Below are 14832 nucleotides of genomic sequence, written 5' to 3'. Positions count from 1 at the left end.
CTGGACCTGCCAGGGAGCCAGCCCCCTGGACCCCGATGCGTTGCCGGGTGCTGAATGGTCACTTTTGCTTTATTTTTTCGCACATTTTGGCCATGCGCTGCATGGCTTCCCGGTTTTCCGTCAACGGCGCCACCATGGCCACCCGGACATGGTCGTGGCCCGGGTTGCCCCGGCTGCCATCGCGCCCCAGGTAGGCGCCTGGCAGGACGGTGACCGCTTGTTCGGCGTACAGGGCGTGGGCGAAGGCTTCGCCGCCACCCGGAACCTGCAACCACAGGTAGAAGCCGGCCTGTGGCCGTGTCAAGGGGATGTGTGGTGCCAGGATGTTTTGGGCATCGATCATTTTTTGTTGGTACTGGAGCCGATTTTTCGCCACATGATGTTCATCGGACCAGGCCAGGGTGGCCACGTCCTGGATGAACGGTGGGGTGGCGCACCCGGTATAGGTGCGCAGTTTCAGGTAGCGGTCCAGAATGTCCGCATCGCCGGCGACGAAGCCGGTACGGGCGCCTGGCATGTTGGACCTTTTGGAGAGGGAGTGGAACACCACGCAGCGCCGGTAGTCGTTGCGGCCCATGCGCTGGGCGGCTTGCAGGAGTCCGGGCGGCGGGGCTTCGTACCAGATCTCCGAGTAACATTCGTCGGAGGCGAGGACAAAATCATGACGATCCGCCAGCTCGATCAGGTGCATCAAGCGATCTTCCGACAAAACGGTGCCGGTCGGGTTGGAAGGGGTACAGAGGTAGACGAGTTGCACCCGCTTCAGGGTTTCATCTCCCAGCGCCGCGAAGTCGGGGATGAAACCATTTTCGGCACGGGTTTCCACGTAGATCGGCTCTGCTCCGGCCATCAGGGTGGCCCCTTCATAGATTTGGTAGAAGGGATTGGGCATGGCCACCAGCGGTGGCGGGCCGGGCCGGGAACGGTCGACGACCGCATGGGCAATGGAGAAGAGGGCCTCGCGGGTGCCATTGACCGGCAGAATGTGACGCTCGGGATGCACGGCATCCAGATGGAAGCGTGTTTGCAGCCATTGGGCCATGGCCTGTCGGAGGTTGGCTTGACCCCGGGTGGTTGGATAGCGGGTGATGCCATCCAGGGAGGCAGCCAGTCGCTCGCGCAGGAAGGGGGCCACCGGATGTTGTGGTTCACCGATGGAGAGGTCGATGGGGCGCAACCCCGGGGGTGGTGTGACTCCGTGCAGCAGGGTTGCAAGTTTTTGAAATGGGTAGGGGTGCAGCTTCTCCAGCTCTGGATTCATGGGGTGGCCAGTGGCAGAAGGGTTGTTGGCGAAGAGGCGGTATTTGATTGGATGCGCAAGGGTTTTGGTTCGGGGCGGGCGACCTGGGCGATCTGGGCGGGAGCCGGGGTGTTGGTGATATTGGTGTTGATCCAATGGATCAAATCTGTCCAGATGTTACGGGTTTCGTTGCTGGTCGGCATGATTCCGGCGTAGGTCAGCTCGATGGTGATGATGGGAATGTTTTTTTCGACGCCGGCATAACGCCCCAGGGAACCGGGATAGGTGCCCATGGGATCCAGGTAAAGATGGCCGAGCTTGTGGGGTGGTTTGGCTTTGGGCCCGTCAAAATCCAGCAGATTGTATGGCGCATGGACCGAAACAATGACATTGGGCCGGAAACTTTCTATTTCATCGTAAATCCAACGGGATTCTGGTTCACTCAGCGGGCGGGAGCCGGGAAATCGCCGGGGATCGCGCCCGGTGGTGTTGACCCAATAGTTTTGGCTCTCCTTTTCCCAGTCGTCGGTGGGAAAATTTCTGTTCAAATCGACCCCATGCGCATTCATCCTCTGGGATTTGGGCATCAGCAGCCCGTCAGGGTTGACCAGGGGAGCGACGTGCCAATGGAACAAGCCCGAATGGAATTGGTCCAATTTCTGCATCCATTGAAACACAATGCTGATCGAAGAGTATTCGTCGCCATGGATGCCACCGAGGACCAGAATGCGGGCCTGGGGTGGTTTGTCGGAGCGGGGGGCGTATTCCTTGAGGAGCAGGGGCAGTCCGTTGACGGATCGGCTGCCGGTGATCTGCAATCCGCTGGTGGTGCAATCGGCGGTGGTGACGCTACTGAGTTTGCGTCCGATCAGATCGCAGATTTTGGTGATTCGTCCTTGTGGGGTCATGAGCGGTTTGGTGGTCCGGAGGTGTGTTCCGGCCCAGACGTGTGCTGGAGCGAGAAGGCTCCAGCACAACATGCTTCCCCAAAGGCAGGCGTTCAGGATTCTACGGACGGAGCGATGGGCGATGACGGATCGACAGGGACGGTTGGGCATGATTTTCCGGAGCGAAAAAAATAAATCGGGGTGGAACGCGGGCCGTCCTGGTATGGTGTCGAATGGCTTGCCGGTTTTGGCCTGGGTGCGCCACGTCTGGTTTTACTTTAATCCGGGCCAGAGCGTCAATTCGGGAAGAGTATGTGACTTTGTTTTTTTTAAAAATTGCGGTAGCATGGGGGGGCGTGACGGGTGGGTTATCCGGCTTGGCTTGAGGGCGGCAGTGGAGTGTGCTACTCTGGCCCGGTATGGGTTGTCGTCGGGGTTGGGGGCATCTCTCGTATCAAGTGAGAATCGCCAGGGCTTATCGACATGAAAAGGCGTCAGTTTTTAAGAAGTGTAGCCTTGGGGGCCGCCGGGATGGGGTTCGCCCCTGATGCCATGGCTGCTTTCTCGGATTCTGAGTCGGATGTCGATGTGACCAACGACCCGGAGTTGGAGTTGGCTTTGTTGCGGACCCGGCATTTCAACGAGCATCTGCCCGGCGACGCCTACCTGGATCCGGCCCAATTTAAAATTCTTGAGTCGACGGTTCGGCGCCTGGAACGTCTGCAACAGGTGATCGGATACGGAAACTTCTACCTCCTGGATTTTGATGAGGCCGTCAAACTCGCTGCGGAAAAGCCCCGTGTTGGTCTGTTTACACGGGCTGAGTTGGACTTCATGGAGATGATTTTTCATGAGACCGCGTCCACCTACGGGTTTATGGGCAAGAAGCCTCTCAAAAACCTGACTGACCGCACGCCGCGGCAGGAGGTCGTCAAGGTGCCTTTTACCGGCAATTTTCTTTTCAAGGGGCAGGCTGTGGAGGTTTATCGCCGCATTCGCCGTGACATTGGCGACCAGGTGATCCTGACTTCCGGTGTGCGCAGCGTTCCCAAGCAGTTTTTGTTGTTTTTGACCAAGGCCTATGAGGCCAGCGGCAATCTTTCCCTGGCCTCTCGCTCCCTGGCCCCCCCGGGCTACTCCTTCCATGGCGTGGGCGATTTTGACGTGGGGCAGGTGGGGTTTGGTGAAGCCAACTTTACGGCGCGTTTCGTGGAGACCCATGTCTTCAAAAAATTGCGGGAGTTTGGCTACACCCAGATGCGCTATCCGCAGGATAACCTGTTGGGGGTGCGTTTCGAGCCCTGGCACGTCAAGGTGGTTGTCTGATCTCCTGGCGTGGAAGGTTGGCGCGAACGGCCTGGGTCGGTTTTGGAGCCAACCTGGGGCGTCCCGCAAGGACGTGGCGCTGCGTCGTGGATGCGGTGTTGCGTTCGAGGTCTTTGCGGCTGCTCGGGATTTCGCCGCTCTACCTGACCGAGCCACTGAGTCCGATTGCCCAGCCCTGGTACACCAACGCCGTTTTTGCGGTTGCGAGCCGTTTGGAACCGGTGCCCCTGGTTCTTTTTTTGCGCCGCCTTGAGCGGCGTCTGGGACGGCGGCGGGGAGTGGAGCGAAGGTGGGGGCCCCGCAAGGTGGATCTGGATCTGCTGATTTTTGGCAAGCGTGTTCTGCGCAATCACCGTCTCATCCTGCCACATCCCCGCATGCATGAGCGCCGCTTTGTTCTTCAACCGCTGGCCGACCTGAACGGAGCGCTTCAACACCCGGTATGGTGTAAAACCATTGACAAACTGCTGAAAGAGGTGGATGATCCGTCCGGTATAGGGAGGCTGCCGCGCATGGCACCGACGCCCCTTTGCCGGGGAGCGGTGACCAGAGTGAGGCGGGCTGCCTCCTTGGGGCGAAACCGGGGAAAGGCCTGGATCGACTTTGCCCATGTGGGTCGGGAAGACCGGGACAGGTAGGGTTATGCCACTTGGTTCGATGGCCGTCCGCAGCTCTTGCTGGCGGTTTTTTTGCTTTTTTGTTGGCTCGCGCATATCAAAAGGGGCGGGTTCCGTGATCTGTGGACCGGTACTGAGGGCGCTTCATGGTGGTTAAGCGCGTGACGGCCCCCGATTTGCTGCAAATGAAGCAGGATGGCTGCAAGATTGTTGCGGTCACCGCCTACGATTTTACCTTTGCCCGACTGCTGGACCAGGCTGGCGTGGATCTCCTGCTGGTGGGTGACTCCCTGGGTATGGTGGTGCAGGGGCACGACACTACCTTGCCGGTTACCCTGGATGACATGATTTATCATACCCGGGCTGTCGTGCGTGGGGCATCTCGTGCGCTGGTCGTCTGCGACCTTCCTTTTGGCTGTTATCATGCCAGCCTGGAGAGTGCGTTGGCCAGTGCGGTGCGGGTGCTCAAGGAGAGCGGCGGGCACGCTGTCAAGTTGGAAGGGGGGGAGAGCATGGCCCCCACAGTTCGCTTTCTGGTGGAGCGGGGCATTCCGGTGGTGGGGCACGTGGGGCTGACGCCGCAGTCGGTGCATGCCTTCGGTGGTTTCCGGATCCAGGGTCGGAGCGAGGCTTCCGCCAGGCGGATCATGACCGATGCCGAGTCGCTGGCCAGTGCCGGGGCTGCGGCCATTGTCCTTGAGGGTATTCCCGCTCCCCTGGCCGCAGAGATCAGAGCTCGGGTGCCTGTTCCCACCATCGGTATTGGCGCCGGCGTCGAGTGTGATGGACAGGTTCTGGTTCTCTATGACCTGCTGGGGCTGTATGAGGGGATCAAACCCCGCTTCGTCAAGGAGTACATGCCGGGAGGAGAGCAGGTACGTCAGGCCGTGGGTCGGTTTGTCCAGGAAGTCCGGGAGGGACTTTTCCCGGGAACGGAACACAGTTTCGGTGGTTGATGCGGGGCGAGCGCGTGAGACATGGACATTCTTGCGAATCGTGACGAGCTGGAGCGTTTTCTGGGCAGCGCCGGAGTGGCCGGGCGTCGCCTGGGCTTTGTGCCAACTATGGGTGCGCTGCACGTGGGTCACCTCTCCCTGTTTCAGACGGCGCGACGGGCGTGCGACCGGGTGGTTGGCTCCATTTTCGTCAACCCCACTCAGTTTGGCCCCAACGAAGATTTTCAACGCTATCCCCGGACCCTGGAACAGGATCGGGCCATCCTGGAAGAGGCGGGCTGCGACGCCCTGTTTTTGCCCACCGTTCAGGATATTTATCCAGAAAATCATCAGACGCGCATCCATGTCGGGGATCTGGCCGGCGACCTGTGTGGCCGCTGTCGGCCCGGGCATTTTGAGGGGGTGGCGACGGTCGTGGCCATCCTGTTCAACCTGGTGCGTCCCCAGGAGGCTTACTTTGGCCTGAAGGATTATCAGCAGTACCTGGTCATTCGCCAGATGGTCCGGGATTTGGCCATGCCGGTTCGGGTGACGGGGTTGCCAACCATCCGTGAAGCGGATGGTTTGGCCATGTCCAGCCGCAATCGCTACCTCGATGCGGCGGGACGGCAGCAGGCGTTGGCGTTGTCGCGTGCTCTGGCATCGGCGCAGGCCGCCTACGCAGACGGTGAGCGCGATCCGGCGCGGATTGAGACTCTGGCAGGTCAGGTGCTGACGGAGGCCGGAATCACCCGCATCGATTATGTCGCGGTGCGGGATCCGGATACGCTGGCGCCCTTGGGGCAGGTCGAAAAGGATCCTGTTGTTCTGGTGGCCGCTTGGGTCGGATCAGCCCGGCTGATCGACAACCGGCGGCTGGTTCGCAATTAAGGGAGGCGAAGAAGCGGATGGAACTTTCCGTGCTGAAATGCAAGATTCATCGGGCGACCGTAACCGAAACCCAGGTGGATTACGAAGGTTCATGCGCCATTGACGAAAATTTGCTGGATGCTTCCGGAATCCGGGAGTACGAGCAGATTCACATCTGGAACGTCAATAATGGCGAGCGGCTGGTGACCTATGCCATACGTGGCGAACGGGGCAGTGGCATGATCTCACTGAACGGTTCTGCCGCCCACCGGGCCAAGCCGGGGGATCTGGTCATCATTGCCGCCTTTGCCCTCATGGACGAGGCCGCATGTGCAGAACATCAGCCACGACTGGTTTATGTGGATGCGGACAACCGCGTGGTGCGCCTTGGCCACGCGGTGACGGCACAGGCTGCCTGAGCCGGCTTCGGAAAACCTGCCACGGCCCCACACTGGGCGCTGAAAAGCGCACCTAGTGGTTCAACCGTGTTGATTTGATGTGCAGGCAAGCCATGAATCGGGGTCCAGGGGGCTGGCTCCCTGGCTTAGTCCAGGGCAGCGCCCTGGTGGGGTTCGGGGCGAAGCCCTGACAAAGGCTTTCATTTCCAAGCTTTTCTTGAAAGAGTGCGGAATAGTCACGAAAAGTGAACACTTCAAAATGTCGGTTGAGCCACTAGTGTGGGGCCGTGGCCCGTCGCCCCTTAAGCCTTTTTTGCAAACAGCGCAAAAAAAGGCCTGGGAGAAGGGGGGGGGGCGTGCAAGAAAAAAAACGGGGCGCTGCCCGGACCCCGCAAGGGCGCTGCCCTTGACCCACAAGGGATCCAGCCCCCTGGACCCCAATTCGTTGACGATGATCATGGCCAAGAAATGGGGCTTCGCCCCCCCCCCCCAGGATCCCGATGCCATGTCAAATCATTTTTTACGCGGGTGCTGGTTGACTCTTTTCGCTTTGGCGTGGTTTTCCACGGCGCAGGCAGAGACGATGCCCCTCTCTTTTCGACCGATTCAGGCGGCAGTGGAGTTTTCCTTGCCGGAGTCGCTGCCAGCTCGGAAGAGTTTGAAGAGTTTTGACGTGGTGCCACGGCGGTTGGCGCCTGCTGGCGAGCGGATCGGCTCCACGCCGCAGCGGTTTGTCCCGGTTCGCGAAGAGGATCTTTCCGGCAAAGATGTTGTGGGGGGTACGTTGCCTTTGTCGGTTGATGTGGTGGAGCGAATTCTGGCAGAGGGCGCAGCGGCGTTGGCGTTACGTCTGGCGGACACGGCCCTGCACCATCTGGGCGGTGCGCCTCTGTTGGTGGAGCCATGGGTCCGGGTCAAGCGTGCGGCGTTGTTGCGCCTGGGTGATTATGCTGCGGCGCGCCTCCTGTTGACCGGCAGGTATGAGGAGGAGAGTGCACAGGATTCCCAACGGCAGTTGATGTTGGCGGATATCCTGCTGGGCGAGGGGCGTTACCCCGAGGCGTGCGACCGTTACAGCAGTTATCTGGTGGCGCATCCTGAGGGTGCGGAACGTTTTCGGGTGCAACGCAACGTGGGGTTGTGTGCCTTGTACCAGGAGAGGGACGCCGAGGCGGAGTTGTTGCTGAACCTCTATGCCGAGGACAAGGATCGCCCGCGACCGGATTTTCTTCTTGACGCTGCCCTGGCTGTCCTGGCGGCACGCAAGGGGGTACAGGAGCTTCCCAAGGCATTAACCGTGGTGCCGAAGTTGTCGGAAGCCGCATCCTGGGTGGAGCGGATGGAACGGGTAGAACTGCGCCGACTGTTGGCTGAACTGCACTTTGGCCGGGGGGCGCCGGGCGAGGCGCTCTTGGAGATACGCCATCTTCTGGAGGAGGGGGATGGGTTGCGCGCCCGGGTGTTGCACGCCCAAACGATGCGGCATTGGCTGACGGCGCTACCTGAAAAGGGGATACGCCAGATTGGCGAGGGAGAAACCGGCAAGACGGCGCCCCGCGTCTGCCCTCCAGGGTTGCGGGAGGCTTGGCAGCAGTTTCGACTTTTGCGACGCTATTTCACCCCCGAAGAGGAGATGCTGGAACGGGAGTCCGCCCTGGAGACACTGTTGGATCAGGAGGTCAGACATCCACAGGGTTTGTTGGCAACGGGTGGTCTTTTGGATCCGGGATTGTCGGATCCCGCCTTGCCTTTGACAGATTCCATGCGCGTGCTTTATGCCGACGCACTGCATCGCCTGGGGATGTATGGGGAGGCGCTGGCTGTTTTGGATCGGACACCTGGCCGTGAGGCGGACGCCCTGCGGGTTTTGTTGTTGTCTGAAGGTGTGGGGCAGGAGAGTCTGGTGGTTCTCACCGGGCGTCTTGTGGCTTCCCCGGGGTGGGGCAACTGGTTGCCGGGGGTCCATGGTCGGCTGTTGCGGTCGCTGCCAGGCTATTTGTTGCGGGGGGATCGCGTGGGCGTGCAACAGATGCAGGCGCTGCTGGCCTCCTTTGCCGGACGCGACTCCGTACAGCGAGCGTTCCGGTTTGTCCAGGCTGTGACCCAGGGCCGGGAAGGGAAGATGGACGCCGCATGGATGACGTTGCTCTCCCTGGCCTACGATGGCCGGGGGCATGCCGATACGGAGGGGATCCAGCCGAGGTATTACCGCATGGCGGCGGCATGGATCCTAAGCCGTCAGGGTTTTTCGCAAGAGGCCTCCGCGCTGCGCCGCACCGTCCGGGAGGGAGCGAGAGTCAACGTTTCTTCGGATGGCGAAGTTGATCCCATTCCGCCTGGGCAATGGTTTGCTCCTGGGATTGGGCGGGAAGAAGACGTACGGCTTCCTGATAGTGCCAAAGGGCGTTTCGAGAGTCGGTCATCAGATGGTGGTAACGGGCCAGTGCCAGATGACTGGCGCCCAGGCGTTGCATCTCCCCCTCGACCAGGCCTAATTGATAAAAAGGTTTTGGTTCCAGGGGACGTTCCGAGGTGAGTTGGCGCAAGATGCGGCTGGCCTGCTCGAACTGTTTGCGTTCGATCAGGGTGACGGCCAGTTGGTAACGCAGGTCGAAATGGTTGGGCAACAGGAGCAGCGCCGCCTTGAAATCCTTCTCTGCCTCGTCTATCCGGTTCATCTCCAGGCGGGTCACGCCGCGTTCGCGCAGGAAGTAGGGATTTTTGGGGGATTCGCTCAGGAGGGTTGTCAGGTTGGCTTCGGAATCGCTCAGGTGCCCGCCGTAGCGTTGAGCCATGGCTAGGCCGTAGCGGGCAGCTTGTATGGTTTCGGCGCTGTCGCCGAGTGTCATGCGTTTATGGAGGCGTTCAGCGCTGGCGCCAGGATCATCGCCGACACCGGCTGCAAGCTTGGCCTGGATACGGGAGATCCAGGCAGATTTGCCGTGATCGGGCCTGGGGTTGGGCGGTGGGTAGATGGCCGCTGAATCTTTGGCTTCGGTGATGCGGGCAGAGCTCAAGGGGTGGGTGAGCAGGTAGGGGGGAGGCTGGGAAGCAAGCCGTTGTTCACGGTTGATGCGCTCCAGAAAATGGGCCAGACCGATGGGGTTGTAGCCTGCCTGGGAGAGGAAGCTGATGGCTATTCGGTCGGACTGCTGTTCCTTTTGCCGCATGGATGTCAGCATGGATGTATGCGAGGATGCGGCGCCACCCGCGATGGCGGCTTCGGCAATGTTGCTGTCGTGGGCGACGACGCCGGCTGCAATGCCCACGGCAGCGGCGATCAGGGAGCGGATGGAGAGGTTTCTGGCCTCATCCTGCATCTTGATGTGGTGTCCGGCCACCAGGTGGCCCATTTCGTGCGCCATGACACCGGCCAATTCATCCCGGTTATGGACCGCCAGTATCAAACCGCTATGGAAAACAATATGATTGTTTTCCAGGGCAAAGGCGTTCAGAGAGTCGGACAGGATGACATGAAAGCGGATGGATTCGGGAGGAAAGCGGGCGATCTGCACCAGGGGAGCGGCAAGCTGATCAAGCAGGTCGGTGATTTCCGGGTCCGAGATCAGGATGACCGTGTCGGGATCCTTTTCTTTACTCCCTGCGGCATCCGGGTGGCTCAGGGCCATGGCCATGCTCAGCAGGGAGGAGAGCAGAAGCCGGCGGAAAAATACCGATGAGACATGGAATCGTGTGGTCATGGTGCAACTCGCTTCCTTGCAGGGGTCGAAAAAGGCCAAAATTTTGCATGTATCTCGGATGGTCACGGGGATAACCTGCTGCCTGTAGCCGTTTTCAGTCGGATGTTGAATAGTTACCATTTTTCGTAACTGCCCAGGTAGTCTTTCTGTGACCCATTCAGCGCTCGGCCACGCTCGGGATCCAGGGGGGTGGCTCCCTGGCGGGGCCTGAGACGGCGTCCAGGTGGGGTTCGGGGCGAGGCCCTGACAAAGACTTTCATATCCAGGCTTTTCTTGGAAGGGTACTGAATAGTTGTCTGAATAGTGACCTTGTTTTGTTCCATTGGGGGTGAAGGCCATGTCCACCAATCGTTTCAGCCGCCTGATGGAGTTGCGGCGCATCCAGGAGGAGAGTGAGGCCATGGTTTATTCACGCAATCTGGCCTGGATGGAGGGGTTGCGGCTGCGGTTGCAGCAGATCGACCTGGAGACCGAGCAGGCACGTGAAGAGGTGCGGAGGAGTCAGGTCTCCGATTCGCGCCTCTCTCCTTCTATGTATGAAAATTTTTTTCGGGGCCAGATGGTGCGGCGGCGGCGATTGCAGATCAGCATTCAGCAGGCGCGTGAAGAGGTGCAAAAGTCGCGTGAGGTTTGGCACGCTGCCCGGGTGCAACTCAAGAAGACCGAAAAATTGCAGGAGAAGGAGAAGGAAAAGCTTGACCAGGAGATGCAATATAGGGAAAACAAGGAGTTGGATATGATTGGTTTGCTACAGATCAAGGATGCTTCCCTGGCTTAAGAAGGGAGATGACGTGGCGGATTGGTCCTTTGCGAAGGGGATTATGGGATGGAGCATGTGCTGCGAAGTTTGTTGGTGTTGGCCATTTTGTTCTTTCTGGAGACTCCCTGTTGGGCAGCCGGGGAACAGATCAACCCTCTTAAGGATCCCATTCAACTATTGGATTCTCTGGAAAAACGTCGTCAGGAACTCGAAGAGCGCGGTCGGCAGCTCGATGCACGCGAGATTGAGCTGAAGCAGATGGAAGATCGATTGGGCAAACGGGTGACCGCGTTGGAGGAGCTTCGTACATCCATTGAGAAGGATTTGTTGGAAGAGAAGAAGATGGATGATGCCAATGTTGAACGGTTGGCTAAAATCTATGCGGGCATGAAGACGAAGGCGGCGGCGGAGCGTCTGCAAAAATTGGATCGTAAAGTGGCCTTGAAGGTGCTGAAGGCCATGAAGGAGAGGGTGGCGTCCAAAATTTTGGGGAAAATGGATGCGCCGGCGGCGACAGAGTTGGCGGACGGGTTGGGCATCACCTCGGCAGATCGGCGCAACAAGCGTTGATGGGGGGGGGGCAGACTTTCCCGGAAGATAACGATTCACCACCTGGCCACGCATTGGGGTCCAGGGGTCTGGCTCCCTGGCAGGGCCTAAGACAGCGTCCTGGTGGGGTTCGGGGCGAAGCCCTGACAAAGGCTTCCATATCCAAACTTTTCTTGGAGGGGGGCTAAAAAAAATTCAAGATGCTTCCCCAATGTTCCGATACGTGTGGTAAGCCTGACGGTGACGCCAGAGTCCATCGGTCTTCCTTTGAGTTCTTGATGCGTAAAAAAAGAGTCAAGAACAGAAACTGTGAGGCCGATAAGTAAATCAAAGGGCTGGTTGGCAAGATGGTCAGGGGGTGTTAAAGTAAAATTGGTAAGAGTGACACATGAATGAATAGTTGATGCGGGGTTAATTTTTGATGATGTGATTGATGATACGCCAAGTCAGGATGATTTGGTGTGTGATGTAGGGGTAAGGGTTGGACTGACCCTTTAAAATGAACAGTCCACCTCCAGCCAGGGACGGATAACTGCAAAATCGAACTGGATTTTGCTGATCGGAGGTCGGGTCATGTCGTTGTGTCATGAAGAAGGTTGTTCCACGCCAAATGCTCGGTGCGTTCAAGGGCAGTCGGTATATGCACTGAGTCTCCCATTCCTCGGATTTGTCGCCGGTTGGCAGAGGGGTTCCATCCTGGAAGGTGTGATGGATCTGCATCATGATACGCGGTTGCAAGTCCGTGTCCCGGGTTGTGTCGGTTCCAGCAGAAAAACAAAACCAGATTGATGTGTGTGGTGGATTTTGTTGTCGAGTCGTGGCCGTTGTCGAGGGTGCCGCAGGCGGTGTGAATCGGCTGGGTCAGGCTGAGATGGTGGTGCGGGTTCGAGTGCAAGCGGTCTGGTGTCAGGCCTGAGGCGCGAATCTGGTTGGTCTGATCGGGGCTGAGGATGCCTTGCGGGATCGGGAGTGTTAACCGGCAAGGCGGTGTCGCGGTGTCGCAGAGGGTTGCGAGAGTGTCCATGCTCAATTCATGGATGCCGGAGGGTCTTTGGCGGGTATTTGTGGTTATTCGCTACCCGGCCACGCATCGGGGTCCAGGAGGCTTGCTCTCTGGCAGGGCCTAAGACAGAGTCTTGGTGGGATTCGGGGCGAAGCCCTGACAAAAGCTTTTATGTCCAAGCTTTTTTGAAAGGGTGCCGAATCGTTACGAGAAATATTATTGAATGGTTGTGCTGTTGCATACATTTTCTAAGTGGTTCTGAATGATTGTTTTTTGGTTTTTGGATGATGTTTAAAAATGGAGAGTGAGCGTAACGATTTACCACCCGGCAACGCATCGGGGTCCAGGGTCTGGCTCCCTGACAGGGGCTGAGACAAAGTCCTGGTGGGGTTCGGGGCAAAGCCATGACAAAGGCTTTTATCTCCAAGCCATTTTGCAGGAGTGCTGAATTGTTGCAAGCAAGCGATTTTTTTCGCGATAGGGTGTCGATCCGCATGGAAAGGACTTTGATAATGAGCATCGTCAAAAATAAGACGAAGGTATTCAGGTTTGTCACCAAGAAGCAGCCTTGGGAGGCCATGCGGTTCATACGCAACGGATGTGATCGGATTATGTTGGTTCCGGTTGCCGAGACGGTTTTGGATGATGCATCGTACAGGAGTGGCAAAAGGAGTCGGTCGTATCGCATGCCTGACAACAAGCGGTAAACGTGATTGTGCCCAATTTTTGCTTTATCATAGGTGATTCAATCGTAGGGTGATGGTAACCATTCGGCACCCGGAAACGGTTTGGGATTCAGGGAGTTGGCTTCCTGGCGGGTCCAGGACGGAGTCCTGGTGGGGTTCGGGGTGAAGACCTGACAAGATCATTCATATTTCATCTTTTTTTTTAAGGTGTTCGGAATCAATACAGGTGGCGAAGATTCAGGCGTGAGTCATGGATGGCTGAACATCCCGATCCTGCCCGAGGGTTGGTGAGGGGTGGTGTGCGCCGGAACGGCAGGTTTGTAACGATAAAAGTTTATAAAAACAGAGAAGCAAACGAGATGAAGGGTTAGGGTTGGCCCTCTTGAACGATCAACTCATGTGGATCCAGGGAAGGAAAATGGGAAATTCCGCAGGAATTTCCATTCATGGAGGAGTACGAAATGTCGATTTCATTACTTACCAATATTGCGTCCCTGAATTCCCAGCGTAATCTCAGTAAATCGACTGGACAACTCAGCAAAACTTATGAACGGTTGTCGTCGGGGTTACGGGTCAACCGGGCGGCGGATGATGCTGCCGGGATTGGGATTGGATCAAGGCTCAGTGCTGAAGTGCGCGGCATGAACATGGCTGTTCGCAATACCAACGACGGCATATCCATGTTGCAGGTGGCTGAGGGGGCACTGGATGAGACAACCAATGCCATGCAGAGGATGCGGGAGCTGGCAGTGCAGGCTTCCAACGGGGTATTGACTTCGACGGATCGTGACAGTCTCAATACGGAATTTTTGCAACTCATGTCGGAGGTGGACCGGATTGCGGTCTATACAAAGTTCAACAACACGACGTTGTTGTTGGGCAGTGTGGCTGCCATGCAGATTCAGGTGGGGCAGTACAGTGGGATGATCTTGTCCATCACCATCAACTGTGCCAAGGCGGCCTCGATCATCGGTACGGGATCCTTGGGTGGAACCGGTTCGGCGGCGTATTCAGCCATCACCCAGTTGGATTATGCCATCACGAGCATTGCCACGATTCGTGCCACGATCGGTGCGTTGCAAAACAGGTTCGATTCGGTGATCGCCAGTTTGCAGAATACATCACAGAACACGGCGGCAGCCAACTCCCGGATCATGGATGCGGACATTGCTGCGGAGACGGCAACCCTGACCAAAAATTCGATTTTGCAACAAGCCGGGGCATCGATTCTGGCGCAGGCGAACCAACAACCCCAGATTGCACTGACCCTGCTGGGTGGCCGGTAAAAGGAATAAAAGACTGGGTAGGTCCAGGAAGGGCTGCGCCCTTCCTGGTGGGGTTCGGGGCGAATCCCTGATAAAGGCTTTCATGTCCAGGGCTTTCATGTCCAGGGCATTCATGTCCAGGCTTTTTTGCAGGGCGCCGAATCGTTCCGAAAGGGAATTGATAAAAGACAAGGATTGTTGTTTGAGTGATTGCATACAGGGAAACAGTTTTGACAGGGAGTCACAAAACAAGTTTTATCCAGCTGTCGTTGCAGCCAATGGGGTTAGGGTTGGCCCGGTGTCATGAACAACCCACAAGGATCCAGGGACGGGATATCAGGAAATTCAAGATGAATTTCTATCCAAGGAGGAGTTCGGAAAATGCCTATTTCATTGATGACCAACATAGCGTCGCTGAATGCCCAACGTACCTTGGGCAAGTCTTCCAATGCGCTTGCAAAAACATATGAGAGGTTGTCGTCCGGGTTGCGCGTCAACCGGGGAGCAGACGATGCGGCAGGCATTGGCATTGGCAGTCGGCTCAGCGCCGAAGTGCGCGGCATGAACATGGCTGTTCGCAATACCAACGATGGCA

12 protein-coding genes are annotated in these 14832 nt (G+C 57.7%); 9 read left to right on the top strand and 3 right to left on the bottom strand.

The features are described from left to right. Positions 1 to 58: 58 nt before the first annotated feature. Both dapC and HQL63_13835 read right to left on the bottom strand, forming a co-directional pair. Positions 59 to 1261: a succinyldiaminopimelate transaminase gene (gene dapC / locus HQL63_13840; protein MBF0177910.1), complete on the bottom strand. Its 1203-nt coding sequence runs from the start codon at positions 1259 to 1261 to the stop codon at positions 59 to 61. After that, on the bottom strand, positions 1258 to 2220 hold the full coding sequence (locus HQL63_13835; GenBank protein MBF0177909.1) for a murein peptide amidase A: 963 nt from the start codon (positions 2218 to 2220) through the stop codon (positions 1258 to 1260). The genes dapC and HQL63_13835 overlap by 4 nt, the downstream gene beginning before the upstream one ends. A 390-nt stretch (positions 2221 to 2610) precedes the next feature. On the opposite strand from HQL63_13835, the gene HQL63_13830 reads away from it, so the two are divergent. The 5 genes from HQL63_13830 to HQL63_13810 all read left to right on the top strand — a co-directional run bounded on the left by HQL63_13830 (position 2611) and on the right by HQL63_13810 (position 6294). Further along, the gene (locus HQL63_13830) at positions 2611 to 3453 is read left to right on the top strand and encodes a D-alanyl-D-alanine carboxypeptidase family protein (GenBank protein ID MBF0177908.1); all 843 of its coding nucleotides are present in this window, start codon (positions 2611 to 2613) and stop codon (positions 3451 to 3453) included. A gap of 17 nt (positions 3454 to 3470) precedes the next feature. Continuing rightward, positions 3471 to 4091 carry a 2-amino-4-hydroxy-6-hydroxymethyldihydropteridine diphosphokinase gene (gene folK / locus HQL63_13825; GenBank protein ID MBF0177907.1) on the top strand — a complete coding sequence of 207 codons (621 nt, stop codon included), beginning with the start codon at positions 3471 to 3473 and terminating at the stop codon, positions 4089 to 4091. Between the two features lie 128 nt (positions 4092 to 4219). Beyond that, positions 4220 to 5026 carry a 3-methyl-2-oxobutanoate hydroxymethyltransferase gene (gene panB / locus HQL63_13820; GenBank protein ID MBF0177906.1) on the top strand — a complete coding sequence of 269 codons (807 nt, stop codon included), beginning with the start codon at positions 4220 to 4222 and terminating at the stop codon, positions 5024 to 5026. A 21-nt stretch (positions 5027 to 5047) separates the two neighbouring features. Beyond that, positions 5048 to 5896, top strand: coding sequence for a pantoate--beta-alanine ligase (locus HQL63_13815; GenBank protein ID MBF0177905.1), 849 nt, complete (start codon positions 5048 to 5050; stop codon positions 5894 to 5896). Positions 5897 to 5913: 17 nt separating this feature from the next. Then, positions 5914 to 6294 carry an aspartate 1-decarboxylase gene (locus HQL63_13810; protein ID MBF0177904.1) on the top strand — a complete coding sequence of 127 codons (381 nt, stop codon included), beginning with the start codon at positions 5914 to 5916 and terminating at the stop codon, positions 6292 to 6294. A gap of 2276 nt (positions 6295 to 8570) precedes the next feature. Here the strand turns inward: HQL63_13810 and HQL63_13805 are convergent. Then, positions 8571 to 9974 carry a M48 family metalloprotease gene (locus HQL63_13805; protein ID MBF0177903.1) on the bottom strand — a complete coding sequence of 468 codons (1404 nt, stop codon included), beginning with the start codon at positions 9972 to 9974 and terminating at the stop codon, positions 8571 to 8573. A 337-nt stretch (positions 9975 to 10311) separates the two neighbouring features. Here HQL63_13805 and fliJ point away from each other — a divergent pair, with 337 nt between their 5' ends. The 4 genes from fliJ to HQL63_13785 form a co-directional block, all read left to right on the top strand. Beyond that, on the top strand, positions 10312 to 10752 hold the full coding sequence (gene fliJ, locus HQL63_13800; GenBank protein ID MBF0177902.1) for a flagellar export protein FliJ: 441 nt from the start codon (positions 10312 to 10314) through the stop codon (positions 10750 to 10752). Between the two features lie 48 nt (positions 10753 to 10800). Then, positions 10801 to 11304, top strand: coding sequence for a hypothetical protein (locus HQL63_13795; GenBank protein MBF0177901.1), 504 nt, complete (start codon positions 10801 to 10803; stop codon positions 11302 to 11304). A gap of 2129 nt (positions 11305 to 13433) precedes the next feature. Continuing rightward, positions 13434 to 14258, top strand: a complete 825-nt coding sequence (locus HQL63_13790; protein ID MBF0177900.1) for a flagellin FliC — start codon at positions 13434 to 13436, stop codon at positions 14256 to 14258. A gap of 360 nt (positions 14259 to 14618) precedes the next feature. Next, on the top strand, positions 14619 to 14832 hold a 214-nt coding region (locus tag HQL63_13785), incomplete at its 3' end, for a flagellin FliC (protein MBF0177899.1).

The sequence above is a fragment of the Magnetococcales bacterium genome (assembly GCA_015231175.1).
GTDB lineage: Bacteria > Pseudomonadota > Magnetococcia > Magnetococcales > DC0425bin3 > HA3dbin3.
Note: the sequence above shows the minus strand (reverse complement) of the source record. Positions and strands in the feature narration are given on the sequence as shown.